At 75.5% G+C, this 23,938-nt stretch carries 24 protein-coding genes and 1 riboswitch; of the genes, 5 read left to right on the forward strand and 19 right to left on the reverse strand.

Annotated elements, in window-relative coordinates; all coding sequences use genetic code 11:
- Positions 1-46: 46 nt before the first annotated feature.
- Complete coding sequence (locus IE106_RS05170) at positions 47-397, reverse strand: ArsR/SmtB family transcription factor (RefSeq protein ID WP_189530285.1); 351 nt, start codon at positions 395-397, stop codon at positions 47-49.
- A gap of 123 nt (positions 398-520) precedes the next feature.
- On the opposite strand from IE106_RS05170, the gene IE106_RS05175 reads away from it, so the two are divergent.
- Positions 521-2,461: a heavy metal translocating P-type ATPase gene (locus IE106_RS05175; RefSeq protein WP_189530287.1), complete on the forward strand. Its 1,941-nt coding sequence runs from the start codon at positions 521-523 to the stop codon at positions 2,459-2,461.
- A gap of 15 nt (positions 2,462-2,476) precedes the next feature.
- Here IE106_RS05175 and rpmF read toward each other — a convergent pair whose 3' ends face one another.
- From rpmF to IE106_RS05250, 15 genes are all read right to left on the reverse strand, one after another.
- On the reverse strand, positions 2,477-2,641 hold the full coding sequence (rpmF, locus tag IE106_RS05180) for a 50S ribosomal protein L32 (RefSeq protein ID WP_189530288.1): 165 nt from the start codon (positions 2,639-2,641) through the stop codon (positions 2,477-2,479).
- A 61-nt stretch (positions 2,642-2,702) separates the two neighbouring features.
- A complete protein-coding gene (locus IE106_RS05185; RefSeq protein ID WP_189530289.1) occupies positions 2,703-3,245 on the reverse strand; it encodes a PadR family transcriptional regulator in 543 nt (180 codons plus the stop codon).
- A 130-nt stretch (positions 3,246-3,375) separates the two neighbouring features.
- Complete coding sequence (locus IE106_RS05190) at positions 3,376-5,409, reverse strand: oxidoreductase (protein WP_189530290.1); 2,034 nt, start codon at positions 5,407-5,409, stop codon at positions 3,376-3,378.
- Between the two features lie 117 nt (positions 5,410-5,526).
- Positions 5,527-6,375, reverse strand: coding sequence for an energy-coupling factor ABC transporter ATP-binding protein (locus IE106_RS05195; protein WP_189530291.1), 849 nt, complete (start codon positions 6,373-6,375; stop codon positions 5,527-5,529).
- Positions 6,375-7,121: a cobalt ECF transporter T component CbiQ gene (gene cbiQ, locus IE106_RS05200; protein ID WP_189530292.1), complete on the reverse strand. Its 747-nt coding sequence runs from the start codon at positions 7,119-7,121 to the stop codon at positions 6,375-6,377. Before cbiQ ends, IE106_RS05195 begins: the two co-directional genes overlap by 1 nt.
- Positions 7,122-7,126: 5 nt before the next feature.
- Positions 7,127-7,522: an energy-coupling factor ABC transporter substrate-binding protein gene (locus IE106_RS05205; RefSeq protein WP_189530293.1), complete on the reverse strand. Its 396-nt coding sequence runs from the start codon at positions 7,520-7,522 to the stop codon at positions 7,127-7,129.
- Positions 7,519-8,211, reverse strand: coding sequence for an energy-coupling factor ABC transporter permease (locus tag IE106_RS05210; protein ID WP_189530294.1), 693 nt, complete (start codon positions 8,209-8,211; stop codon positions 7,519-7,521). Before IE106_RS05210 ends, IE106_RS05205 begins: the two co-directional genes overlap by 4 nt.
- Positions 8,212-8,240: 29 nt before the next feature.
- A riboswitch (cobalamin riboswitch) is annotated at positions 8,241-8,442 on the reverse strand.
- Positions 8,443-8,475: 33 nt separating this feature from the next.
- Positions 8,476-8,904, reverse strand: a complete 429-nt coding sequence (locus IE106_RS05215; RefSeq protein WP_189530296.1) for a PTS sugar transporter subunit IIA domain-containing protein — start codon at positions 8,902-8,904, stop codon at positions 8,476-8,478.
- Entirely contained in the window at positions 8,901-9,503 is a 603-nt protein-coding gene (gene dhaL / locus IE106_RS05220) for a dihydroxyacetone kinase subunit DhaL (protein ID WP_189531150.1), read from the reverse strand. The genes IE106_RS05215 and dhaL overlap by 4 nt, the downstream gene beginning before the upstream one ends.
- Positions 9,504-9,508: 5 nt before the next feature.
- Complete coding sequence (dhaK, locus tag IE106_RS05225) at positions 9,509-10,501, reverse strand: dihydroxyacetone kinase subunit DhaK (protein ID WP_189530297.1); 993 nt, start codon at positions 10,499-10,501, stop codon at positions 9,509-9,511.
- 517 nt (positions 10,502-11,018) lie between these two features.
- Positions 11,019-12,449, reverse strand: a complete 1,431-nt coding sequence (locus IE106_RS05230) for a flotillin family protein (protein WP_189530299.1) — start codon at positions 12,447-12,449, stop codon at positions 11,019-11,021.
- Positions 12,450-12,532: 83 nt separating this feature from the next.
- Positions 12,533-13,039, reverse strand: coding sequence for an NfeD C-terminal domain-containing protein (locus IE106_RS05235; protein ID WP_189530302.1), 507 nt, complete (start codon positions 13,037-13,039; stop codon positions 12,533-12,535).
- Between the two features lie 229 nt (positions 13,040-13,268).
- Positions 13,269-14,327, reverse strand: a complete 1,059-nt coding sequence (locus IE106_RS05240) for a PucR family transcriptional regulator (protein ID WP_373295904.1) — start codon at positions 14,325-14,327, stop codon at positions 13,269-13,271.
- A 202-nt stretch (positions 14,328-14,529) separates the two neighbouring features.
- Positions 14,530-15,102 carry a DoxX family protein gene (locus tag IE106_RS05245; protein WP_189530306.1) on the reverse strand — a complete coding sequence of 191 codons (573 nt, stop codon included), beginning with the start codon at positions 15,100-15,102 and terminating at the stop codon, positions 14,530-14,532.
- Between the two features lie 76 nt (positions 15,103-15,178).
- A complete protein-coding gene (locus tag IE106_RS05250) occupies positions 15,179-16,240 on the reverse strand; it encodes an ABC-2 transporter permease (RefSeq protein ID WP_189530309.1) in 1,062 nt (353 codons plus the stop codon).
- A 346-nt stretch (positions 16,241-16,586) separates the two neighbouring features.
- On the opposite strand from IE106_RS05250, the gene IE106_RS05255 reads away from it, so the two are divergent.
- Positions 16,587-17,144: a HutD/Ves family protein gene (locus IE106_RS05255; protein WP_189530311.1), complete on the forward strand. Its 558-nt coding sequence runs from the start codon at positions 16,587-16,589 to the stop codon at positions 17,142-17,144.
- A 95-nt stretch (positions 17,145-17,239) separates the two neighbouring features.
- Positions 17,240-17,671: a hypothetical protein gene (locus IE106_RS05260; RefSeq protein ID WP_189530313.1), complete on the forward strand. Its 432-nt coding sequence runs from the start codon at positions 17,240-17,242 to the stop codon at positions 17,669-17,671.
- A 365-nt stretch (positions 17,672-18,036) separates the two neighbouring features.
- Here the strand turns inward: IE106_RS05260 and kdgD are convergent, their stop codons facing one another.
- Positions 18,037-18,963: a 5-dehydro-4-deoxyglucarate dehydratase gene (gene kdgD / locus IE106_RS05265; RefSeq protein WP_189530315.1), complete on the reverse strand. Its 927-nt coding sequence runs from the start codon at positions 18,961-18,963 to the stop codon at positions 18,037-18,039.
- 313 nt (positions 18,964-19,276) lie between these two features.
- Here kdgD and IE106_RS05270 point away from each other — a divergent pair, with 313 nt between their 5' ends.
- A complete protein-coding gene (locus IE106_RS05270; RefSeq protein ID WP_189530317.1) occupies positions 19,277-20,152 on the forward strand; it encodes a LysR substrate-binding domain-containing protein in 876 nt (291 codons plus the stop codon).
- A gap of 250 nt (positions 20,153-20,402) precedes the next feature.
- On the forward strand, positions 20,403-21,737 hold the full coding sequence (locus IE106_RS05275; protein WP_189530320.1) for an enolase C-terminal domain-like protein: 1,335 nt from the start codon (positions 20,403-20,405) through the stop codon (positions 21,735-21,737).
- A 136-nt stretch (positions 21,738-21,873) separates the two neighbouring features.
- Here IE106_RS05275 and IE106_RS05280 read toward each other — a convergent pair whose 3' ends face one another.
- Both IE106_RS05280 and IE106_RS05285 read right to left on the reverse strand, forming a co-directional pair.
- On the reverse strand, positions 21,874-23,481 hold the full coding sequence (locus IE106_RS05280) for a polyamine aminopropyltransferase (protein ID WP_189530322.1): 1,608 nt from the start codon (positions 23,479-23,481) through the stop codon (positions 21,874-21,876).
- A 10-nt stretch (positions 23,482-23,491) separates the two neighbouring features.
- Positions 23,492-23,929 (reverse strand): DUF350 domain-containing protein, encoded by a 438-nt coding sequence (locus IE106_RS05285; protein ID WP_189530324.1) that lies wholly within the window; start codon positions 23,927-23,929, stop codon positions 23,492-23,494.
- Positions 23,930-23,938: the final 9 nt, after the last annotated feature.

Here is a 23,938-nt window from a genome sequence, read left to right on the forward strand (position 1 = left end):
GCCCCTTCGCGTCGACGTCCTGCGGCGTCCCAGTATCCACGCCGGGTCAGGGCAGGTCGCGGGCGCCGAGCCGGAGGTGCTCGATGTGGTACACGGCCTCGTCGAGGAGCTGGGCCACGTGGTTGTCGTAGAGGCTGTACTCGATACGGCGGCCCTGGCGCACCCCGTGCACCAGCCCCAACGCGCGCAGCAGCCGCAGCTGGTGGGAGACGGCGGACTGCTCCATGGCGACGGACTCCGCCAGCTCCGTCACCCCGCAGGGGCCTTCGCGCAGACGGGTGAGGATCATCAGCCGGGACGGCGTGGCCAGGGCCTGCAGCGTGGCGGCGATGGTGGCCGCGGCATCCGCGTCGAGGCGGCCCGTGGGGGTGGCCCCGGCGTTCGCTCCATGTCCCATGGGGGCCATCGTAGTCGCGTGCGGGGCCGTACAGATGAAGAGGTCTTCATGTGTTCCGCTATGGTGGGGAGCGGGCGCGGTCCCGTGCCCGCCGCCGCCCCCGCCCTGGAAGAGGTGTGCCCGATGGCCTCCCCGGTCTCCGCCGCAAGCCCGGCGCTCCCGTCCGCCGCGCCCCCGCCCCCGGCGCGCCGCACCCGCCTGTCCGCGCTGCCGGAGGTGCGCTGGGCCGCGCTCGCGACGGTCGCCTTCCTCGCCGCCTTCCCCCTCGACCTGGCCGGCGCCCCCGCCTGGGCGTGGGGCCCGCTGTACGCGGTGTGCTACGCCGCGGGTGGCTGGGAGCCGGGCCTGGCCGGTCTGCGGGCCCTGCGCGGGAAGGCCCTCGACGTCGACCTGCTGATGGTGGTCGCCGCGCTGGGGGCCGCCGCGATCGGCCAGTTCCTCGACGGCGGCCTGCTCATCGTCATCTTCGCGGTGTCCGGGGCGCTGGAGGCGCTCGCCACCCGGCGCACCGCCGACTCGGTGCGCGGCCTGCTCGACCTGGCACCCGCCCGGGCGGTGCGGCTGCGCGCCGACGGCGCGGAGGAGGCCGTGGACGCCGCCGCCCTGAGGGTCGGTGACGTCGTCCTCGTACGGCCCGGGGAGCGGCTCCCCGCCGACGGCACGGTCCTCGACGGCGCGAGCGACGTGGACCAGGCGACCATCACCGGCGAGCCGCTGCCCGTCGCCCGGTCCGCCGGCGACCGGGTCTTCGCCGGCACCCTCAACGGCACCGGCGCCCTGCGGGTCGTGGTCGGCGAGGACCCCGCCGACTCTGTCCTCGCCCGGATCGTCGCCCTGGTGGAGGAGGCGAGCGCCACCAAGGCGCCCACCCAGCTGTTCGTCGAGAGGATCGAGCAGCGCTACTCGGTGGGCGTCGTCGTCGCCACGCTCGCCCTGTTCGCCGTGCCCCTCGCCCTCGGCGCGCCCCTGGAGGAGACGCTGCTGCGGGCCATGACGTTCATGATCGTTGCGTCGCCGTGCGCGGTCGTCCTCGCCACCATGCCGCCGCTGCTGTCCGCGATCGCCAACGCCGGGCGGCACGGCGTCCTCGTCAAGTCCTGCGTGGTGATGGAGCGGCTGGGCGCGGTGGACCGCGTCGCCCTGGACAAGACCGGCACGCTCACGGAGGGCGCCCCGCGGGTGGCGGAGGTCCGCGTGCTGCCCGGCGGCGGACTGGCGGAGGACGAGGTGCTGGCGCTCGCGGCCGCCGCCGAGCTGCCCAGTGAACACCCGCTGGCCCGCGCCGTGGTGGCCGCCGCCCGCGACCGCGGACTGCCCCTCGCGGACGCCGGGGAGTTCTCGTCGTCCCCCGGCCGCGGCGTCCGCGCCCTGGTCGGCGGGCGGAAGGTGGAGGTCGGCCGCCCCGGGGAGGCGTCCGGCGCCGTGCGGGAGGCGCGGGCCGCGGGCCGTACGGCGGTGGAGGTCGCCGTCGACGGGGTGCCCGTCGCGCTCCTCGGCGTCACCGACCGGCTCCGCGAGGGCGCCCCCGCCGCGGTCGCCGCCCTCACCCGCCTCACCGGCACCGCTCCGGCCCTGCTGACCGGCGACGGGGAGCCGGCCGCGCGGGGCGTCGCCGCCGACACGGGCATCACCGACGTGCGGGCGGGCCTGCTCCCCGAGGACAAGGCGGCCGCCGTCCGCGCCTGGGAGCGCGAGGGCCGGCGCACCCTCGTCGTCGGCGACGGCGTCAACGACGCCCCCGCCCTCGCCGCCGCCCACGTCGGCATCGCCATGGGCCGGGCCGGGTCCGACCTGGCGCTGGAGACCGCCGACGCGGTCGTCGTGCGGGACGAACTGGCCGCCGTCCCGGCGGTGGTGGCCCTCTCCCGGCGCGCCCGCCGCCTCGTCGTCCAGAACCTCGTGATCGCCGGCGGCTGCATCGGCGCCCTGGTCGTCTGGGACCTGGCCGGCCACCTCCCGCTGCCGTTGGGCGTGGCCGGCCACGAGGGCTCCACGGTCCTGGTCGGCCTCAACGGGCTGCGCCTGCTGCGCGAGTCCGCCTGGCGCGGGGCCGCGGCCGCCTGAGCGCGCGGGTCGCCCCTACGGGCGGATCAGGCCGCGCTCGTACGCCTTGACCAGGCGCTGGGGGACCTGCTGGACCACCCCGTCGACCGTGACGGGCACGAGCTGCGGGGTGGTCGCCTTCCACTGGGCGCGGCGGTGACGGGTGTTGGAGCGGGACATCTTCCGCTTGGGCACGGCCATGGTCGAACGGACCTCCATCGGTGGTACGGATGGCGGCCACGCTACATGGAAACGATTCCCATTAACAGTCGGGGGCGTCCAGGCCCTCCAGCGCCTCCGTCAGCCACGCCACCCAGAACCGCTCCAGCTCGATCCCGCCCCGCAGCACCAGGTGCCGCAACCGGTCCGCCTCCGCGTCCCGCTCCGGCGGGAACTGCCGCCGCTCCATGCCCAGGTACTCCTCCAACTGCGCCCGGTGCAGCTCCAGATGGCGGCGCAGCTCGTCCGCCATGCCCTCCGTGCCCACCACGGCCGCGGCGCGCAGCCGCAGCAGCAACGCGCTGCGGATCGGCTTCGGGTCCTCGGCCCGCCGCGTCCAGTCGGCCAGTTCCGCCCGGCCGGCGGGCAGCACCTCGTACTCCTTCTTCTGCCCCCGCACCGGCGTCACCGGGGCCGGCAGGACCCGGATCAGCCCCGCCTGCTCCAGTTTCCCCAGCTCGCGGTAGATCTGCTGGTGGGTCGCCGACCAGAAGTAGCCGATCGACCGGTCGAAGCGCCGGGTCAGTTCCAGACCCGAGGACGGCTTCTCGAGCAGAGCGGTGAGGATCGCGTGCGGGAGTGACATGCCCGCATCCTAGGGAGTGTCGTCGAAGCGGCGTCGTTCGCCCGCGGACGGGACTTCGAAGCCCCTTCCCAGGGGCCCGGTGGGCCGCGGCGCCCCGGTCGGGCGCCGCCCCGCCCGGCCCGTGGGGGACCTACAGCGTCGCCGCCAGGCGGGTGCCCTGGTCGATCGCGCGCTTCGCGTCCAGCTCCGCCGCCACGTCCGCGCCGCCGATCAGATGGGCCCGGACGCCCGCCGCCGTCAGCTCCTCGTACAGGTCGCGGCGCGGCTCCTGGCCGGTGCACAGGACCACCGTGTCGACCGGCAGGGTGCGGGCCTCACCGTCGACCGTGATGTGCAGGCCCTCGTCGTCGACGCGCTCGTAGGACGCCCCGGCGACCATCGCCACGCCGCGGTGCTTCAGCTCCGTGCGGTGGATCCACCCGGTCGTCTTGCCCAGGCCGGCGCCGACCTTGGTCGTCTTGCGCTGGAGCAGCGTCACCCGGCGCGGCGGCCGGGGCCGCTCGGGGGCGCGCAGCCCGCCCCGCTCGCCGTACGACGTGTCGACGCCCCAGCGGCGGAAGTACGCCTCCGGGTCGAGGCTCGCGCCCTCGCCGCCGTCCGTGAGGTACTCGGCGACGTCGAAGCCGATGCCGCCCGCGCCCAGGATCGCGACCCGCTCGCCGACCGGCGCGCCGCCGCGCAGCACGTCCAGGTAGCCGACGACGCTGGGGTGGTCGACGCCTTCGAGGTCCGGGACGCGCGGGGTGACGCCGGTCGCGACGACCACCTCGTCGTAGCCGTCCAGCATGTCCGCCGAGACGTACGCGCCGAGCCGCACGTCCACGCCGTGCAGTTCCAGCTGCGTGCGGAAGTAGCGGAGGGTCTCGTCGAACTCCTCCTTGCCCGGCACCCGCTTCGCCACGTTCAGCTGGCCGCCGACCTCCTCCGCGGCGTCGTGGAGCGTGACCGCGTGGCCCCGCTCGGCCGCCGACACCGCGCAGGCGAGGCCGGCCGGGCCGGCGCCGACGACGGCGATCCGCTTGCGCAGGCGGGTGGGGGAGAGGACCAGTTCCGTCTCGTGGCAGGCGCGCGGGTTGACCAGGCAGGAGGTGATCCTGCCGCTGAAGGTGTGGTCCAGGCACGCCTGGTTGCAGCCGATGCAGGTGTTGATGGCCTCCGGCCGGCCCTCGCGCGCCTTCGCCACGAAGTCGGGGTCGGCGAGGAACGGCCGGGCCAGCGACACCATGTCGGCGCGGCCGTCGGCCAGGACCTCCTCGGCGACCTCGGGGGTGTTGACGCGGTTGCCGGTGACCAGCGGCACCGACACCGCGCCCATCAGCCGCTTCGTCACCCAGGTGTACGCGGCGCGGGGCACCGAGGTGGCGATGGTGGGGATCCGGGCCTCGTGCCAGCCGATGCCGGTGTTGATGATCGTCGCGCCGGCCGCCTCGATGTCCTTCGCCAGCGCGACCACCTCCTCCAGCGACGAGCCGCCGGGCACCAGGTCCAGCATGGAGAGCCGGTAGACCAGGATGAAGTCCTCGCCGACCCGCTCGCGGGTGCGGCGGACGATCTCCAGCGGGAAGCGCGTCCGGTTCTCGTACGAGCCGCCCCACCGGTCGTCGCGGTGGTTGGTCGCGGCGGCGATGAACTCGTTGATCAGGTAGCCCTCGGAGCCCATGATCTCGACGCCGTCGTACCCGGCGGACTTCGCCAGCTCCGCCGTCCGCACGTAGTCCTCGACCGTCTGCTCGACCTCGGCGTCCGTCAGGGCGTGCGGGACGAACGGGCTGATCGGCGCCTGGAGGGCGCTCGGCGCGACCAGCCGCGGGTGGTACGCGTAGCGGCCGAAGTGGAGGATCTGCAGGGCGATCCGCCCGCCCGCCGCGTGCACCGCGTCCGTCACGACGCGGTGCTGCGCCGCCTCGTCCTCGGTGGTGAGCTTGGCGCCGCCGTCGTACGGCCGCCCCGCCTCGTTCGGGGCGATGCCGCCCGTCACGATGAGGGCCGCCCCGCCCCGGGCGCGGGCCGCGTAGAAGGCGGCCATGCGGGCGAAGCCGTTCTCCGCCTCCTCCAGGCCGACGTGCATGGAGCCCATCAGCACCCGGTTGGGAAGGGTGGTGAAGCCCAGGTCGAGCGGGCTCAGCAGATGCGGGTACGGGGACGGGCTCGGGGTCGGGGTCATGCGGGGCGCCTCCTCGCGCGCGGTGTCATCGCCCCTGTTGTAGACGACCCCGACCCGGTTGTGCAACAAGTTGCATAACGAGCGGGGCGTGAGCTGCGGCACCCCGCCCCGCGGCCGTCACCCCCGCGGGGCCGACCGCGCCCCCCACGCGTCCAGCTCCTCCGGCGTGCACGGCACCGGCTCGCCGGCGCCCAGCAGCCCGTGCGCCCGCAGCAGCCGCGCCACCGCCGCCGCCCACGGCCGCCGCAGCCGCGCGGCGTCCAGCAGCTCCGCGTCCGCCAGCACCTCCTCCACCGGCCCCGTCCGCAGCCCGCCCGGGGTGAGCACCGCCGCGTCGTCCGCCCACCGCAGCGCCAGGTCCACGTCGTGCGTGGCCATCACCACCGTCGTCCCCGACGCCCGCAGCCCGTCCAGCACCGCCAGCAGCCGCTCCTGCCCGTGCGGGTCGAGCCCCGCCGTCGGCTCGTCCAGGATCAGCACCCGGGGGCGCATCGCCACGGCGCCCGCGATGGCCGCCCGCTTGCGCTGCCCGTACGACAACAGGTGCGTCGGCCGGTCCTCCAGGGCCACGATGTCCAGCGCCTCCAGCGCCGCCCGCACCCGGGACCGCACCTCCTCCTGCGGCAGCCCCAGGTTCATCGGCCCGAACGACACGTCCTGCCCCACCGACGCCGCGAACAGCTGGTCGTCCGGGTCCTGCACCACCAGCTGCACCGTCGTGCGCAGCCGCGTCAGGCCCTTCCGGTCGTACGCCACGTCCTCACCGGCGACCCGCAGCCGCCCGCTCCCGCACCGCAGCCCGCCGCTGAGCAGCCGCAGCAGCGTCGTCTTGCCGCTGCCGTTGCGGCCCAGCACGGCCAGCGACCGCCCCTCCGGCACGGCGAAGTCGACCCCGGACAGCACGGCGGGGCCGTCCTCGTAGGCGAATCCCGCACCGACCAGCTCGACCACGGGGGCTCCGGGCATCACAGCGACCTCTCCAGTACCAGAGTCAGGGCGACCACCGCCGCCAGCAGCGCCGCCGTCGCGGCGAGGAAACGGCGGTCCACCCGCGCGTCGGGCACCAGCACCCGCAGCGTGCCGTCGTAACCGCGCCCCGCGAGGCCCGTCTGCAACCGCGCCGCGCGGTCGAAGGCCCGCACGAACGCCGTCGCGCCCAGCCCCGCCACCGACCGCCACGCCGCCGCGCGGCTCGTCAGCCCGAGCCGCGCCGCCTGCGCCTGCCGGATCCGCGCGACCGCGTCCAGCAGCAGGAAACCGATCCGGTACATCACCAGCGCGACGTCCACCACCGGCGCCGGCACACCGGCCCGCACGAGCCGGGGCAGCACGTCCGACACGGGCGTGGTGAACGCGAACAGCAGCAGCCCCAGCGACGCCGCCGAGGTGCGCAGCAGCAGCCGGCCGGCGTGCGCCGGGCCCTCCGGCGCCAGCGCCGGCCACCCGTCCGGACCACCGACCTGGAACAGCAGCGGCACGGCGCCCGTCACGCAGAACCCGAGCGGCAGCCGCCACGCCCGCCACAGCTGGCGCGGCGCCACGCCCGCCGGGCCCAGCAGCACCGCCAGCGCCGCCACCGTGACCAGGACCGCGCCCGGCCAGGGCGGCAGGGACACCGCGCACACGGTCAGCCCGAACCCCAGCGCGGCCTTCTCGGCCGGATGGCGGCGGCGCCAGCGGCTGCCGTGCGCCGCCACGTCGATGGGCAGCACCCGCGCTACTCCCCGGACGCCGCGGGCCCGTCGGCCCGGACGTCGGCCGCGGCCGGGGTCGCCGTCGCGGCGCCGGCGTCGTCCGCCGCGCCGGCCCGGGCCCGCTCCTCGCCCTGCCGACGGCCGCGCCGCAGCCCGAAGTAGTACGTCAGCACACCCGCGCCGAGCGCCGCCTGCAGCGAGAACAGCGCCGACTCGACCTCCCCGGACGGCGGCTCGTACAGCGGCGTGAACCACGGCTCGTAGTCCGGGGCGTTCTCCGCGATCGCCGTCTCCGCCTGCGCGTCGGCGCCCGCGAACGGCTCCTCCCGGCCCTCGCCGAGCCCCAGCGCCAGCGGCAGCACGGCCAGCGCCACCACCACCAGCAGGAGCAGGGCGTTGATCCTCGTGTTGCGGCTCATCGGACCACCGCCCCCTTCGTCGCGTCCGCCGCCGGGAGCACCCCGAGCCGCGCCAGCTCACCCTTGCTGGACTGCCGCAGGAGCCGCATGACCAGCACCGTCAGCAGGCCCTCGCTGACCGCGAGCGGCACCTGCGTCACCGCGAAGATGCCGCCGAACTTCACGAGCGCCCCCGTGAGGCCGCTGGCCGGATCGGGGAACGCCAGCGCCAGCTGCACGCTCGTCACGCAGTACGTCGACAGGTCGGCGACGAACGCGCCGAAGAACACGGCCACCATCAGCGGCACCCCCGACCGGCGCAGCAGCCGGTACGTCCCGTACCCGGCCCACGGGCCGACGACCGCCATCGAGAAGACGTTCGCGCCGAGCGTGGTGAGCCCGCCGTGCGCCAGCAGCAGCGCCTGGAACAGCAGGGTGATCGTGCCGAGCACCGCCATGATCGGCGGCCGGAACAGGATGGCGCCCAGACCCGTACCGGTGGGGTGGGAGCAGCTGCCCGTCACGGACGGGATCTTCAGCGCCGACAGGACGAACGTGAACGCCCCGGACGCGCCGAGCAGCAGGGTCGACTCGGGATTGGCCCTGACCTCCCGGGTCAGGGCCCGGACACCGTGGACGACGAACGGAGCGGCCGCCAGCGTCCAGGCGACCGCGTGTTCCCGGGGGAGGAAACCCTCGGCTATATGCATGTGGGGAAGACCCTCTCCAGCACCTCGTGGATGGACAACGCGCCTTGGCCGGTCTCCTGGCTGACGGGTCGTACCGCCTCGGCTCCGCCTTCCCGGACGCCGCGGTCTCCCGCGGCGGTCCAGTGGCTTCCCCGTTCTCACGGGGGGTGGAGCCGGACTTCCCGATCACAGTGGCGAGGGCCGCACCGGTTTCGAACCGGTTTCCCGTACACCAAGGCCCTGCGACAGTAGTGCGTTGACCTGCTCCCTCACAACCGCGCACCCTTACGCCTTGCGGTACCGGTATGCTTCCGCGGCCGCGGCCTCCACCGCGTCCAGATCGCCGCCCGCCGACGCGGTGACCACCGCCGCGACCGCGCCCTCCACGAACGGCGCGTCCACCAGCCGTGCCCCCTCGGGCAGTTCGTCGCCCTCCGCGAGCAGCGCCTTCACCGTCAGGACGGCGCTGCCCAGGTCGACGAGCACCGCCACGCCGGCGCCCCGGTCCACGTCGTGCGCCGCCCGGGCGACCAGCTCCGCGCTGGTGCCGAGCCCGCCGTCCGGACCGCCGCCCGCCGCGGCCACCGGCACCCCGGCCGCCCCGCCGGCCAGCCCGCGCGCCAGCTCCGCGACGGCCGCGGCGACCTCGGCGCTGTGCGAGACGAGGACGACCCCGACCGGCGCGCCCGCCCCGGCCGTACCCGCCCCGGTCACGCGGCCGCCTCCACGAGCGCCTCGAACAGGAGTGCCGCCGAGGTGGCGCCCGGGTCCTGGTGGCCGATCGACCGCTCCCCGAGGTAGCTGGCCCGCCCCTTGCGGGCGAGCATCGGCACGGTCGCCGCCGCGCCCTCCGCGGCGGCCCGCGCGGCCCCCGCGAAGCCGCCGCCCCGCCCGAGCGCGTCGACGCCCGGCCCGAGCGCGTCCAGCATCGTCTTGTCCCCGGCCGTCGCCCCACCGAGCTGCGCCACCGCCGCGACGCCCGCGCCGAGCGCCTCGGCGAGCGCCTCGGGCGTCACCTCGGCGGCGTCGCCCAGCGCCTTGCCGGTACGGCGCAGCAGCGTCCCGTACAACGGGCCGGACGCCCCGCCGACCGTCGAGATCAACCGCCGTCCCGCGAACACCAGCACCGCGCCGGGCGTGGGCTGCGGTTCCGCCTCCAGCGCCGCCGCCACCGCCGCGAAGCCGCGCCGCATGTTCGCCCCGTGGTCGGCGTCGCCGATCGCGGAGTCCAGGTCGGTGAGGCGGTCGGCCTCCCGGTCCACGGCCGCCGCGGCGGCGGTCATCCACCGCCGGAAGAACCCGGCGTCCAGCACGGCGCTCACCGTCCCCACCGCAGCGCCGGAGTCCGCACGGGGGCGTCCCACAGCCGCAGCAGCTCCTCGTCGGCCCGGCACACCGTCACCGACGCGCCCGCCATGTCCAGCGACGTCACGTAGTTCCCGACGAGGGTCCGCGCCACGGGCACCCCGCGTTCCCCCAGGACCCGGTGCACCTCGGCCCCGAACCCGTACAGCTCCAGCAGCGGGGTCCCGCCCATCCCGTTGACCAGCAGCAGCACCGGCCCGGACGGGTCCAGGTCGTCGAGTACGGCGTCCACGGCGACGTCGGCGATCTCCCGTGCCGTCATCATCGGCCGCCGCTCCCGCCCCGGCTCGCCGTGGATGCCGACGCCCAGCTCCAGCTCGCCGGGCGGCAGGTCGAACGTGGGGCCGCCCCTCGCGGGCGTGCTGCACGCGCTCAGCGCCACCCCGAAGCTCCGCGACGCGGCGTTCACCCGCCGGGCGATCGCCTCGACCCGCTCCAGCGGCGCGCCCTCCTCGGCCGCCGCGCCCGCGATCTTCTCCACGAACAGCGTCGCCCCGGTCCCGCGCCGCCCGGCCGTGTACAGGCTGTCCGACACGGCCACGTCGTCGTCGACGAGGACCTTGGCGACCTGGATCCCCTCGTCCTCGGCGAGTTCGGCCGCCATGTCGAAGTTCAGGACGTCACCGGTGTAGTTCTTCACGACGAACAGCACCCCCGCGCCGCTGTCCACCGCGGCCGCGGCCCGCACCATCTGGTCCGGGACGGGCGACGTGAACACCTCCCCCGGACAGGCCGCGGACAGCATCCCGGGCCCCACGAAACCGGCGTGCAGCGGCTCGTGCCCCGACCCGCCCCCCGAGACGAGCGCCACCTTCCCGGCCACGGGCGCGTCCCGCCGTACGACGACCCGGTTCTCCACGTCCACGGTGAGCTCCGGATGCGCGGCCGCGAAACCCCGCAGAGCGTCGGCGACCACCGTCTCGGGCACATTGATCAGCATTCTCAACGGTCTCTCCCAGCAAAGCTGTCGGACAGGGCTCTGAGCGGTGTCCTCACCGGTCAGGTGCTGTGGTGCGGGATGCGGGTCCCGGCGGTCCGCGGCGCCCGGCGGCGGCCCCGGACGGCTCGGCGCGGCGCCGGGCGGCCCGGCGGGCGCGCCGGCCCGTCCGGGGCTCGGCGCCGAAAGGGGGGAACATGCCGTGCGGGGGCCTCCTCGGTCACGGGCCCGCCGGGCGGTCGACGGGTGGTTGCCGGTCCTGCATGCCATTCTTCACACGCGACGCGGCGGATACGCGCGCGGCGAGCGGCCGGTGTCGCCGGCCCGGCGACCGGGCCGCGGCGGTGACGCGGCGGTCCTGGGGGCGCGGGGCGCACCCGGGGCGGGGCGCGTGCGGCGACGAGCCGGGGAGACGACGGGCCGCGCGCCGCGCCGCCGGGGCGGAGGGCGCGCGGGCGGAGCCGCGGCACGGGGACGCCGGCGCGGGCCCGTACGGGCCTTCGCGCCGGCGCCCCGGTACTCCGGCCTACTCGGTGATCTCGACGGTTCCGTCGCCGGACGGCGCCGCCGGGGCGGGAGCCGGTACGTGCTTCTTCCGGGTGATCCCTTCGAGGAGGGAGGCGAGGTCGACCCCGGTCGTGGAGCTGAGGAGCTCCATGCCCTGGGCGACGTTGTCGGTGACGGTACGGGACAGCCGGCTCGCGCCGTCCGTGGAGATGACGGTCATCTTGTCGATGGCCGACAGCGGCTCGGACGCCTTGGCCACCACCTGGGGGAGCACCTCGACGAGCATCTGGAGGACGGCGGCGTCGCCGTACCGGGCGAAGGCGTCGGCCTTCTTCCGCATCGCCTCGGCCTCGGCGGAGCCCCTGGCGGCGGTGGCGGCGGCCTGGGCCTCGCCCTCGATGCGCACGGCGTCCGCGAGCGCGGCACGGTGGGCCTTCTCGCCCTCACCGGTGAGGCGGGAGCGCTGGGCGTCCGCCTCGGCCTGCTTGACCAGCGCGATCCGCCGGGCCTCGGCCTCCTGCTCGGCCTGGTAGCGGGCGGCGTCGGCGGGCTTGCGGACCTGCGTGTCGAGCTGGCGGTCGGTCAGCGCCGCCTGCCGCTCGGCGACCTTCTCCTGCTCGGTGAGGACGTCCTGCTGCCGGGCGGCCTCGGCGAGCGGGCCGGCCGCGTTCGCCCGGGCCGCGGCCTCGTCGGTCTGGGCCTTGATCTCGGCCTGCTTGAGGTAGAGGGTCCGCTGCGCGATCGCGATCTCCTCCTCCGCCTTGAGCCGGGCCTCCTCGGCGGCGCGCCGGGCGACGGCCTCGGCGATGTCCGCCTCCTGCCTGGCCCGGGCGGCCTCCGGCCGGCCCAGGTCCTCCAGGTAGGAGCCCTCGGTGGTGATGTCCTGGATCTGGAAGGCGTCCAGGACCAGGCCCTGGCCCGACAGGCTGGCCTCGGCCTCCTCCGCGACCTGCCCGGCGAACGCGGCGCGGTCGCGGATGATGTCCTCGACCGACATGCGGCCCACGATGGAGCGCAGCGCGCCGGACAGCACCTCCTGCGTGAAGCCGACGATCCCGTCCTGCTGCATCAGGAACCGCTGCGCGGCGGCCCGGATCGAGTCCTCGGTGCCCCCGACCTTGACGATGGCGACCCCCTCCAGGTGCGCCTTGATGCCGCGCAGGGTGACCGCGCCGCGCACCGCGACCGGGATGTGGCGGCTGGACAGGTCGAGGGTGAACTTCTGCTGGACGAAGGGGACGACGAAGACGCCGCCGCCGACCACGACCTTCTGGCCGCTGTTGTCGGTGAACACCCGCCCGGTGGCCGGGTCGGTGGACTGCTTGCCGCGCCGGCCGGTGATGACGAACGCCTCGCTGGGCCCGGCGACCTTGTAGCGGGTGATGACGACGAGGGCGAGCAGGACGACGAGGACGACGATGCCCACCACAGCGGTGAGGACAGGACTCATGAAGCGTTTCCCCTTGATCGGAGCCGGGTCGGGCGGACGGGGGTCGGGCGGACGGGTGTCGGGTGGACGGGGGCGGCGGGGGGTCAGTACCGGACCGGGCGGACCGCGACGGACGTCGGCGACAGGACGGCCTCCACCCAGACCTCCGTGCCCCGGGCGAGGGGTACGGCGGACTTCGCCGCGTACTTGACCGGCTGGCCGGCGAGATGCAGCAGCACCTCGCCGTACGCGTCCGCCGGGATGTCCGTCACCACCGAACCCGACGTGCCCGTCAGGTCCTCACCCCGGGGCGCGGGGGCGGCGCCGTCGCGCATGAGGGCCCGGCAGGCCCTCCAGGTCAGCCACGCGGCGCCGGCCCCCGCGACCGCGCCCGCCGCGGTGGCGGCCCCCGCCCCCAGACCGGTGGTGCCGAGCGTGATCGCGCCGGTGAACCCCAGCATCGACACGAACCCGGCGAGCACCGGCAACGACAGGAACCCGTCCGGCCCCCCGCCGATGCCGTCGAGGACCCCCTCCAGCACCCCGTCGAGGACCAGGGACAGGACCAGCAGCACCAGACCCCCGATGCCGAGAGTGAGAAACCAGGCCACGTCCCGCTCCTTCGGCCGCCGGGCTGCTTCCGTCGTCCGCGGCATCGTCGCATCGGTCCGTACCGGGGTTCACTGCCGTTCCCCGGCAATCTTCACGCGCTCCTGATGCCGCTCTCGCGCCCGTCCCGCGCGGGGCGTCCGCTCCCGGCCCGCTCGACTCCCGGCGTGCGCGGGGACGGTGCGCTCCGCCACCGGCGCGCCGGGCCGCGGGCGCGTGCCCGGCGCGCCGTCAGATCTCCTGTTCGGGCCAGTCGAGCAGGCGGGCGCCGATGACCGCCGTCTGGAGGGTGTAGCGGTCGGCGGGATCGCCCGGGTCGGTGCCGGTCAGCCGGTGGATCCGTTCCATCCGGTAGGTCACCGCCCGCACGCTGAGGGACAGCCGCCGGGCGGCCTCGGCGGCCACGCAGCCGGTGTCGAAGTAGGCCGTGAGGGTCTCCAGGAGCGGCCGCGCGCCGCCGCGGGCCTGCCGGAGCGGCCCGAGGACCGTGCGCACGAGGTCGGCCATGGCCTGCCGGTCACGGGTGAGCACCGGGTACACCAGGAGGTCCGCGGCGTACAGCACCGGGTCCCTCACCTGCATGCGGGCGGCCAGGTCCAGGGCGTTGAGCGCTTCCTCGTAGGAGTGGGCGACCCCGCCGACGCCCGGGTGGGCGCGGCCGACGGCCACCCGGCCGCCGTCGGTCGCGGCGTGCGCCCGCTCGGCGAAGAAGGCCAGGACGTCGGTCTGGTCGCCGGGCGCGATGCAGATCAGGCGGCCGTTCTTCGTGGTCAGCAGGATCCGGCGGTCACCGAAGCGCCCCGCGAGGGACGACTCGACACCGCGGGTGACCCGATAGCCGTCGTCGTACGGCTCCGGGCCCTCGGCGACGGCGACCGCGTGGGCGTGGGACAGCAACAGCCCGAAGCGCCCCGCCCGTTCGGCCAGCCGCCCGGGGTCGCTGCGGCCGTGGAGCAGGTCGTCGACGAACTCGCGCCGCGCCGCCTCCTGCTGCCGGATCGCCAGCCGCTGCGCCCGTTCGTGGCCCTCCGCGAAGGCGTCCACGGCCTGTTCCACCGCGGCGAGCAGGTGGTCGGCGGCCGGGCCGCGCAGGCCCGCGCGTACGTCCTGCGCGGCGGCGAGGTGGGCGCGCACCATCAGGCGCAGCCCGACGCCGGCCTCCGCGGCCCGCTCGCCCTGGGCCCGCAGCGCCTCCAGCTCGTCCCGGGAGAGCCTCCTGCCGGTGGCGCAGGCACCGGCCAGTATCCGGGTGTACCCCTCCAGGTACTCCTCGGCTGCGCCCTGCTCCACCACGGTCCCTCCCCGCTCCCCACGCGTCGACCACGCCCTCCCGACGCGTGGGCCCAGCGTGCCACGGGCGCGCGGGGCGCGGTCCACCGGTACCGCCGGCACCCCGAGCGGACCGCCGGCGGTACCGCGCACCGGCCGCCCGTACGCGGCGAGGGGGGCGCGCCGGTGGGGCGCGCCCCCTCGCGAAAGGCCCGCCGCGACGCTACCGCCGGTGCCTCGTCGCGCACACCACGCGCTTCGGCACCGACGCGGAGACGGCCCGCAGCGCGCCCACGCCGGCGGCCGGGCCCGCCACGGCCCGCGCGGCGCGGTGCCCCGCGCGCGCCTCGCGCCGCAGGTCCCGGGCGGCGTGGCGGCTTCGCCACAGCAGGGACGGGGCGCCCGCGGTGTCGTCGGCGGCGATGAGCAGACCGCCGAGCATGGAGAGGTTCTTCAGGAAGTGGATGCGCTGCTGGGCGCGTTCGGCCGGGTCCTCCGCCTCCCAGAAGCGGTGCCCGGCCAGGGTCGTCGGCACCAGCGTGCCCGCGAGGGCCAGCGCGGCGAGCCGGGGCATCCGCCCGGTCGCGAGCATCAGCCCCGCCGCCACCTGCACGGCGCCGCTCAGCCGCACGACCTGGTCGGTGCGGTCCGGCAGCCCCGCCACCCGGTCGGTGAGGGGACGGACGACGGGCTCCGCGACGGGCGCGACCTGCTCGGGTTCACGCAGGGAACTCAGGCCCCCGGCGACGAACATCGACGCGAGCAGGGGGCGGCCGACCAAACGCAGCACACTCATGGTGACTCTCCGAAGGGTGTCGGGCGGACAGTGGTCGCCGGGTTCCCGGCGATGGTCGGGCCCATGCGCGGGGCCCTCACGAGGCGGCGTGCGCCGGGCGGCGCTCGCGGCCACCGGGGTGGCGGTGCCGCCAGGTCCAGAACACCGCGCACGACACGAGGGCCCACCCGGCCAGCACCAGGAACGGGAACGCGTGCTGGTGCCCGGGGAAGTACACGGCCGTGTGCTGGGCGCTGACGGAGGCACCGGGCGGAAGCCACCGGCCGATCACCCCCAGCGCGGACGGCAGCAGCGGCCAGGACACCGCGCCACCGGACGAGGGGTTGCCCAGCAGCACCATCAACCCCCACGTCGGCAGCATCGCCCAACGCCCCATCAGCGTGTTGAACATGGTGAAGACCATGCCGCTGGCGAACATCGTCAGCGCCAGGATCAGCCAGGACTCGACGAACGGCAGATCGAGCGCGCCGAGCAGCCAGTCCACGGCCGCCGCGATCGCGAAGCCGCCGAGCAGCGCGTACGCGGCGGTGAAGACGATGCGTTCCGGTGGGGTGAGCGCCCGCGCGTGCACGCTCAGCTGGATGGCGCCGACGAAACCGATGATCACGGCGGCCAGCGAGACGTAGAAGATGGCCAGCCCCCGCGGGTCGCCCGGCTGCAGGGGCCTGACGTCCCGGACGGTGACCGCGACGCCGGTCCTGCGGCCCACGGCCGAGGCGGCCTCGGCCAGCACCTGGGCCACCGAGACGCCCGAGGCCCCCGAGACGTCCAGCACCGCGCTGCGCCCGCCGTCGCGCAGGTCGAGGACCGCGAAGACCTCCTGCTCGGCGACCGCCCGCCGGGCCCGCGCGGCGCTGTCGTAGGCGCGCACCTTCACCGAGGCGTCCAGGGCCTCCTCCATGCCGTCCAGGAACGCCCGGCCCCGCTCCTGCCGGTACGCGCCGACCACGGCCGTCGGGATCGAGTGCGGGGTCGGGTTGGCCATGGAGTAGGTGTACGAGCCGGCGAACAGCCCGGCGGCGGCCGCGAGGATCAGCACCAGCACGACGGCCGGCAGCAGCGGCGACCGCCGGAACGCGGCCCAGCGCTGCCCGCGCGTGGGCGGCCTGCCGTGGCCGCCGTGGGGCGTATCGGCCATCCCGCACCCTCTCCCTCCAACCAGGCACGACCCTGGCACACCCGGACGGAACCGGCACCAGGTGGCGGTTCGTTCGAGGGGCGGCGCGGACGCCCCACGGCCGTGGCGGAGGGGGTGCGGCGATCGCATAGCCTCGTCGTATGCCGATCAGCATCCGCACGAGGGAAGGGACCGCCCCCGCCCCGGCCGGCCCCCGCGCGAGCGCGGGCCTCCCGCCGCGCGGGCGCCGGCCGGGCGGCGGGCGGGCGGCGGTCCGCCCCGCCGCCGGCCGCTCGGGGCCGGTGGGGCCGTACCGCGGGGACGCCGGCGTGCGGGCCCGCGCCGCCCGGCCGCGGGGCGTGGTCCGATGAGGGTGGCGCGGGTGCTGCGGGCGGCCGGCCGGGCGGCGGCGCCGTGGAGGAACGGCGGTGGCGTCACGCGCGAGATCGCCTCCGGTCCGGAGGGCGCCGGCACGGAGGGCTTCGACTGGCGGGTGAGCCTCGCGGACGTCCGCGGGGACGGGCCGTTCTCCGTGTTCCCCGGTACGGACCGGATCCTGACGGTCATCGACGGCGCGGGCATGGACCTCACCGTCGGCGGACGGCACCTGCTCGCGCAGCGGTACGTCCCCCGGCCCTTCCCCGGCGACGTCCCGACCGACGGGCGGCTCCTCGCCGGGCCGGTCGTCAACCTGAACGTGATGCACCGGCGCGGCGCGGTCCGGGCGGCGGTCGCGGTGGTGCGGGGCGCGCTGACCGTGGGGGCCCCGCCGGACGCGACGGTGCTCGTCGTCGCCCTGGACGGCCCGGCGGAGGTGGCGGGCGTGGCCCTGGGGCGGTACGACGCGGCGTTGTGCGACGCTCCCGGGGCGGTCGTGCGCACGGACGGGCACGCGGCGGTCGTCACGCTCGGCCGAACGGACTGAGCCGGCCGTGTGACCGTGCCCGGTCCTTCGTGACCGGCCGCGTCCGGCGGGTAGTGCTGCACCTCGGGGCCGACCACCGGACAGGAGACACTCACATGCGCCGTGCGGGTTTCGTCGCCGCCGTCACGACCGTGCTCGCCCTGGGGGCCGCCGGGCAGGGCCGGGCGGCCGCCTTCGTCAACGACATCACCGCCACCTGGGGGGACCGGACCCGGATCCGGGTGACCTGGGTCGACCGGAACTCCTTCCGCCACGAGGCGTTCAGCGTCACCGACCGGACGTGCGACGACAGGTCCGTCTACGCCGCCCTCACGATCCGGACGGGCTCCGGCGCGCTCCTGACGTCGGGGCCCAAGCGCAACACCGGCGGCTGCGGCACGACCGCCGACTTCCGCGACGTCCGCGCCACGGACCCGAGCGGCATCAGGAGTCTCACGATGGCCCTGTGCCACCAGGCGGCCGACCCCGCCACGGCCGACCACTGCGAGACGCAGTACATCTCCCTGAACCCCTACTACGGGTTGTGACCCCGCCGCCGTCCCGCCCTTCCGGCCCTCCCGCCTCCTCCGGCCGACGCCCGGTGCGGTCCTGACCCGGGACAGGACCGCACCGGGCCGCCCGCGTGTCGGCGTGCGCACCCCTCCGGGTGACGGAGCGCCTCGTCCACGTGGGGGCGGTGCGCTCCGGTACGCCACGGGCCCGTACCGCTCGGGGGCGAACGCCCAGGCGGCGGGGCCGGGTCCGACCGCGACGGGGTGAGGGGAACGGGCGGCTCCCACCGGGTGAGGCGTGGGCCGCCGGCGACGGTCCGGGTGCGCCGCAGGGGTGGTCGCCGCGCGGGGGAGCGGGCGGGAACCCGCGGGAGGGCTCCCCGGCGCGGCCGGTGTACGGGTCAGGCCGTGGCGGCGGGCAGCCCGGCGATCAGAGCCGTCAGCTCGTCGAGCTCCCGCGGGGCCAGGTCGGTCAGCGGGGGGCGGACCGGGCCCGCGCCGTGCCCGGTGACGGTCATGCCGGCCTTGACGATGCCGACCGCGTACCCGGCCTGCCGGTTGCGGATCTCGGTGTAGGGGAGCACGAAGTCCGTCAGCATCCGGGTCACCTCGGCGTGCCGGCGCTCGCGGACGGCGCCGTAGAAGTCGAGGGCGAACGCGGGCAGGAAGTTGAAGATGGCCGAGGAGTAGGTCGTCACGCCCAGTTGGAGGTAGGGCAGGGCGAACGTCTCGGCGGTGGGCAGGCCGCCGATGTGGGTGAGGCGTTCGCCGAGGCGGGCGTGGATGCGGGTCATGGTGTCGATGTCGCCGACGCCGTCCTTGTAGCCGATCAGGTTGGGGCAGGAGTCGGCGAGCCGGGCGAGGGTGTCCGCGGAGTAGACCGCGTTGGCACGGCCGTAGACGACGACGCCGAGGGAGGTGGCGCGGCAGACCGCTTCGACGTGCCGGGCCAGGCCCTCCTGGCAGGCTTCGGTGAGGTAGGGCGGGAAGAGCAGGACGCCGTCGGCCCCGGCGCGCTCGGCGGCGGCGGCGAGTTCGATCGCGGTGGCGGTTCCGTAGCCGGCCGGGGCCAGGACCGGGGTGCCGTCGGGGGCGCTGCCGGTGGCGGCGGCCACGACGCGCTCGACCTCCGCGGGGGTGAGGGAGAAGAACTCGCCCGTGCCGCCGGCGGCGAAAAGGCCCCCGACGTCGTACTCGGCCAGGCGGGCGACGTGTTCGCGGTAGGCGTCCTCGTCGAAGGACAGGTCGTCGCGGAAGTGGGTCACGGGGAAGGACAGCAGCCCGGAACCGATGCGGCGGCCGAGTTCCGCCGGGGCGAAGGACGTCATGGGAGGGCTCCTGAGGGTCGTGGCGACGCGGTGGGAATGGGGACGGGCACGGCGGAGGCGGGGCCGTCCGGCCGGAGGCCGGACGGACGGGCGGACGGTGCGGGGGAGCGGGTGATGCCGGCGCGGGCGGCGCGGCCGTCCGTCGGGCGCCGCCCGCGCCGGGGTTCGTACTCCGGGTGCCGGACGACCCCGACGCCCGCGGGGTGCGGCCGAGGCACGCGCGGGGTCGCCGTCCGTCCGCGTCCGACGCTACGGTCACGAATGATTCACGTCCAACATCGATGTTGGATGTCGCGATACCTGGAGAGCATCGATGTTCACCCTCGCCCAGCTGACGAGCTTCGTGGCCGTCGCCGAGGAACTGCACTTCACCCGCGCCGCGGAACGGCTGAACATGACGCAGCCGCCGCTGAGCCGGCAGATCCGGCTGCTGGAGGGCGAGTTGCGCGTGCGGTTGCTGGACCGTACGAACCGCACGGTACGGCTCACCCCGGCGGGCCGGGCCTTCCTGGCCGAGGCCCGCCGCATCCTGCGCCAGTCCGAGCACGCCGCCCTCGCCGTACGCCGGGTCTCCACCGGCGAGGCGGGGGCGATCGCCGTCGGCTTCACGGCCGCCGGCGCCCACTCCGCGCTCGGCGGCCTCCTGGAGACCGCGCGGGCGGTCCTGCCGGGGGTGGAGATCGTCCTGCAGGAGCTCGTCACCCGCGACCAGTTGGAGGCCCTCGGCGAGGGCTCGCTCGACCTCGGGCTGATCCGGCCCTCGGCCACCGGGGCCGACCTGACCTCCCGCACGGCGGTGCGGGAGGGGCTGCTGGCCGCCCTCCCCGCCCGGCACCCGATGGCCGCGGTGGACGGGCCGATGCGGATCGAGGAACTCGACGGCGAGGACTTCCTGATGTACTCGCCCACCGAGGCCCGCTACTTCCACGAACTGCTGGTCGGCATCTTCCGGGCCGCGGGCGTCCGGCCCGTCTTCACCCAGTACCTCACGCAGGTGCACAGCATCCTGGCCCTGGTCCACGCCGGTTGGGGCACCGCCCTCGTGCCCGAGGCCGCGGCCCGGATGCGCTACGGCGGGATCGTCTTCCGGCAGGTGGCCCTGCCGGACCCGCGACCGGTCGAACTGAACCTCGTGTGGCGCAGGAGCAACGACAACCCCGCTCTGGAGGCGCTGCTGCGGCACCTGTGACACGCGCCCGGGACACCCGCGCCACGAAGCGGTCATGCGGGAAAGGCATGGCAGCCGACAAAATTCGACATGGACGCGAACCGGAACCCTCTCTACGGTCGATTCGGCCACCGGTTCCGTGGCCGGACCGCACGCGGCGCCGGCCGTCGCCCCTCAGGTCCGGGAGACCGACCATGCCCGTTCCCGTCCGGCAGGACGGGCCGGCGGCCACCGGCCCCGTCCCTCCGCACCCGAGGAACCCGAGGACCGCATGAGCACGAGCCAGCCGACCGTCACCGCCTTCTCCGTCTACCCCGTGGCGGGCCGCGACTGCATGGCGCTGAACCTCTCCGGCGCGCACGGCCCCTACTTCACGCGCAACGTCGTCGTCCTGACGGACTCCGAGGGGCGCACGGGCCTCGGCGAGGTGCCCGGCGGGGAGAAGATCACACAGACCCTGCGGGACGCCGAGTCCCTCGTGGTCGGCGCGAGGATCGGCGACTACCAGCGCGTCCTGCGGGAGATCGGGTCGCGCTTCGCCGACCGCGACTCCGGCGGACGCGGTGCGCAGACCTTCGACCTGCGGACCACCGTCCACGCCGTCACCGCCGTCGAGTCCGCCCTCCTGGACCTCCTGGGCCGGCACCTCGACGTACCGGTCGCGGCGCTCCTCGGGGACGGCCGGCAGCGCGACTCCGTGAGGGTGCTGGGCTACCTCTTCCACGTCGGCGACCCCGACCGCACCGACCTGGAGTACGTCCGCGAGCCCGACGCGGACACCGACTGGTACCGGGTCCGGCACGAGGAGGCCCTGACGCCCGAGGCGATCGTCCGCCAGGCCGAGGCCGCCCACGACCTCTACGGCTTCCGCGACTTCAAGCTGAAGGGCGGTGTCCTGGAGGGAGCCGAGGAGGTCAGGGCCGTACGCGCCCTGAAGGACCGCTTCCCCGAGGCCCGGATCACCCTCGACCCCAACGGCGCCTGGTCGCTGCGCGAGGCGATCGAGCTCTGCGGCCCGCTGGTGGGGACCCTCGCCTACGCCGAGGACCCCTGCGGAGCCGAGGACGGCTACTCCGGGCGGGAGGTGCTCGCCGAGTTCCGCCGCGCGACCGGCCTGCCCACCGCGACCAACATGATCGCCACCGACTGGCGGCAGCTGACCCACGCCCTCGCCCTGCAGTCGGTCTCCATCCCGCTGGCCGACCCGCACTTCTGGACCATGCGGGGCTCCGTGCGCGTGGCGCAGCTGTGCAACGCGATGGGGCTGACCTGGGGTTGCCACTCCAACAACCACTTCGACATCTCGCTCGCCATGGTCACCCACTGCGGGGCCGCGGCGCCCGGCGCGTACAACGCCCTGGACACGCACTGGATCTGGCAGGAGGGCCTGGAGCGGCTCACCACGGCCCCGCCCCGCATCGTCGGCGGCGAGATCGCCGTCCCCGACGCCCCGGGTCTCGGCGTCAGCATCGACATGGACCGCCTCCTCGCCGCCCACGAGCTCTACCGGACGAAGGCCCTGGGGGCCCGGGACGACTCAGTCGGAATGCGGTACCTCGTCCCCGGCTGGGAGTTCGACGCCAAGCGCCCCTGCCTGGTGCGGTAGGCGGCGGCCGGCGGCCGGCGGCCGGCGGCCACGGACCCGCGGCCGCCGCACGCCCCCTCCGTGTCCGCCCCGCCCGGACGGGGGGGCTCCTGCGCCCGTCCGTCCCAGGGGCGCGGCGCCCCGGCGGGCGGGGCGCTCAGTAGTTCAGCCACTCGTGGCGGGTGTACTCCAGGACCGCCGGGTCCATGAGGGTGCTGGCGCGGACGTCCTGGGGTCGGCGGTCCACGGGGAAGACCGTGGCGGCCCTCAGGACCGCGTCGTCGAGGAAGCGGAGGCGGGGCGCGTCGGCGGCGAGGCGCAGGGCCGGGGGCGGGCCGCCGGAGCCGAGGGAGGCGAGGACGAAGCCCCAGTTGCCGAAGCTCGGCACGTCCACCTGGTAGGCGGTCGTCGCGTACCCGGCCTCCCGCACCGTCGCGGCGATCGACCAGTACGACTTGGGGGCGAAGAACGGGGACCCGGCCTGCACCACGACCCGGCTGTCGGGCTTCAGGACGTGGGCGAGGAGGTGGTAGAACTCGACGCTGTACAGCTTGGCCAGCGCCGCCGTGTCCGGGTCGGGGAAGTCGACGACGACCGCGTCGTACCGGTCGCCCGCGTCCCGCAGCCACGTGAACGCGTCCGCGTTGACGGCCGTGACGCGGGGATCGGCCAGGGCGTGCCCGTTGAGGTCGGTGAGCGGGCCGAAGGTCCGGGCCAGCCGGGTCATCGCCGGGTCCAGGTCGACGAGCGTGACCTCCTCGACGTCGTCGTAGCGCAGCACCTCCCGCAGCGCCAGCGCGTCGCCCCCGCCCAGGACCAGCACCGACGACCGCTTCCCCGCCAGGGCGGGGTGGACCAGCGACTCGTGGTACCGGTACTCGTCGACCGAGGAGAACTGCAGGTCCCCGTTGAGGAACAGCCGGGTGTCGGGCGCCCCGGTGAACGCGGTGGAGCGGGTGACGACGATGTCCTGGTACGGAGTGGTCTCGGCGTGGACGATCGGGTCCCGGTACAGCTGCTGCCGCGCCGTCACCTCGATGTCGTCGGCCAGCACGTACACCGTGCCCAGCGCCGCCAGGACGGCGGCCACGCCCCCCAGCAGGCACACGCGGACGATCCGCCGGGTCTCGCGGCGGAAGATCCACAGGACGACCCCGCCCCCGGCGACGGCGTTGACCGCGCCCACCACCAGCGCGCCCTTCAACTGCCCGAAGGCGGGCAGGAGCAGCAGCGGGAAGCACAGCCCGCCGATGAGGGCGCCGACGTAGTCCGCGGCGAACATGTCCGCGACGGCGCTGCCCGCCTCCTGCCGCCTGATCCGCTGGAGCATCGTCATCAGCAGCGGGATCTCCGCGCCGATCAGCAGCCCCACGACGAACGAGACGGCCACCATGGCGGGCATGTAGATCCGCAGCCAGGCGAACGCCACGTACAGCAGGAGCACCGACAGCCCGCCGACGAGCCCGAGCACCATCTCCAGCAGGGCGAACGCGCCGACCGCCCGCCGCTGGAGCGGTTTGGCGGCGAGGGATCCGATGCCCATCGCGAAGACCATGACGGAGATGACCACGGAGGTCTGCATCACGGAGTTGCCGATGAGGTAGCTGCCCAGCGCGGTCAGCGCCAGCTCGTAGACCAGGCCGCAGGCGGCGCAGACGAACACCGCGAGGAGCAGCAGCACCCGGGTCCCCCGCGGGTGGCGCGGACGCGGGCGCGCCGGGGTGGTGGCGGGCGGGGCGGTGGCCGGGGCGGTGGTGGTGCTCACGGCAGGGGTCTCAGGAGACCGCGGCACCGACCATGAAGGCCGTGCCGAGGTACATCGCCGCCTGCACCCAGGCGGCGGGGTGGGCGCGGGTGCCGTTGTCGTCGAGCACCGCGGCGCCGAGCCGGCCGGGCGTGAGGAGGCCGATGAGCAGCGAGATCAGGGTCATCACGACGACGCCGGCGAGCCCGTACAGCAGGGTGCTGAGCAGCCCGTAGCCGAGGCCGAGCTCCGACTCGCTGGCGCGGATGGACGCCTCGATGACCAGCCCGACGGCGACCATCTGGCCGGCGAGGAGCACCGCGGCGCCCCGGTTGCGCTCGGTCCACACGACGTGGAACAGCTTTCCGGGGGTCACCAGGTCGAGCGCGACGAAGCCGACCACCATCACGACGAAGCCGACCAGGCCGTAGAGGACGGCGACGCCGGCCGACTCGAAGATCTCTGCCACGGGGATGCC

This window comes from Streptomyces roseolilacinus (genome assembly GCF_014649335.1).
Taxonomy (GTDB): Bacteria; Actinomycetota; Actinomycetes; order Streptomycetales; family Streptomycetaceae; genus Streptomyces; species Streptomyces roseolilacinus.

Coding starts and splice junctions, on each gene's coding strand:
- IE106_RS05170 (WP_189530285.1), bottom strand. CDS start 397: ATGGGACATGGAGCGAACGCCGGGGCCACCCCCACGGGCCGCCTCGAC.
- IE106_RS05175 (WP_189530287.1), top strand. CDS start 521: ATGGCCTCCCCGGTCTCCGCCGCAAGCCCGGCGCTCCCGTCCGCCGCG.
- rpmF (WP_189530288.1), bottom strand. CDS start 2,641: ATGGCCGTGCCCAAGCGGAAGATGTCCCGCTCCAACACCCGTCACCGC.
- IE106_RS05185 (WP_189530289.1), bottom strand. CDS start 3,245: ATGTCACTCCCGCACGCGATCCTCACCGCTCTGCTCGAGAAGCCGTCC.
- IE106_RS05190 (WP_189530290.1), bottom strand. CDS start 5,409: ATGACCCCGACCCCGAGCCCGTCCCCGTACCCGCATCTGCTGAGCCCG.
- IE106_RS05195 (WP_189530291.1), bottom strand. CDS start 6,375: ATGCCCGGAGCCCCCGTGGTCGAGCTGGTCGGTGCGGGATTCGCCTAC.
- IE106_RS05205 (WP_189530293.1), bottom strand. CDS start 7,522: ATGAGCCGCAACACGAGGATCAACGCCCTGCTCCTGCTGGTGGTGGTG.
- IE106_RS05210 (WP_189530294.1), bottom strand. CDS start 8,211: ATGCATATAGCCGAGGGTTTCCTCCCCCGGGAACACGCGGTCGCCTGG.
- IE106_RS05230 (WP_189530299.1), bottom strand. CDS start 12,449: ATGAGTCCTGTCCTCACCGCTGTGGTGGGCATCGTCGTCCTCGTCGTC.
- IE106_RS05245 (WP_189530306.1), bottom strand. CDS start 15,102: ATGAGTGTGCTGCGTTTGGTCGGCCGCCCCCTGCTCGCGTCGATGTTC.
- IE106_RS05250 (WP_189530309.1), bottom strand. CDS start 16,240: ATGGCCGATACGCCCCACGGCGGCCACGGCAGGCCGCCCACGCGCGGG.
- IE106_RS05255 (WP_189530311.1), top strand. CDS start 16,587: ATGAGGGTGGCGCGGGTGCTGCGGGCGGCCGGCCGGGCGGCGGCGCCG.
- IE106_RS05260 (WP_189530313.1), top strand. CDS start 17,240: ATGCGCCGTGCGGGTTTCGTCGCCGCCGTCACGACCGTGCTCGCCCTG.
- kdgD (WP_189530315.1), bottom strand. CDS start 18,963: ATGACGTCCTTCGCCCCGGCGGAACTCGGCCGCCGCATCGGTTCCGGG.
- IE106_RS05270 (WP_189530317.1), top strand. CDS start 19,277: ATGTTCACCCTCGCCCAGCTGACGAGCTTCGTGGCCGTCGCCGAGGAA.
- IE106_RS05275 (WP_189530320.1), top strand. CDS start 20,403: ATGAGCACGAGCCAGCCGACCGTCACCGCCTTCTCCGTCTACCCCGTG.